General features: G+C 50.5%; 1 pseudogene. It reads left to right on the plus strand.

Annotated features, from left to right (window positions below):
* Positions 1-640 (plus strand): annotated as a pseudogene (locus R7Q11_RS27165) (SgrR family transcriptional regulator); the annotation flags it as partial.

Here is a 640-nt window from a genome sequence, read left to right on the forward strand (position 1 = left end):
CACTGTTTAACCATCATGCGAAGCACGCTTTGTCTCAGGCTCAGCGCCGATACATCAGTGATTTGATTCGACCGGAGCAGTTAGCCGAAGTGATGAAGAGCGAAAAGATCAATTTTGGTAGCGTCGCTGCTTATAACTTGTTGCCAAACTGGAAACCAGTGTTGCGCCCCTTTGGAGATGTGGTCAAGTTGCCAAAGCTGATCACCATCGCAGGGTACAATTACACGGCGCTACGCCGGTGCGCGCGCGCGATTTCTTCGCGTTTAGAGCGTGCGGGCAGCCGAGTGGAGATCGTTATGTACTCCTACCGAGAACTGAGCGAGAAAGCCAAAAACGGCACGCTAGATGAGACTCTGGTCGTCACCAATATCAACTTGGACGATAACCGTCATGCGTCTGCGTTTAGCAACTTCTTTAGCAATGCTGTGCTTTACCACACCTTAGGGGCGCAAAATGCGGCGTGGTTGGATGCTCAAATGGAAAATGTCCGTGCATTCTCACCGCTTGAAGATTACTTGAGCGCGTTAGAGCCGATCGCGTCCACATTGATTAGTGAATATTGGATTGCACCGATGTTCCACCATACTCAGACGCTACGTTTTCAAGGGATCTTGGAAGATGTCGCACTCACAAACTGGGG

It is taken from the genome of Vibrio sp. 970, assembly GCF_033339075.1.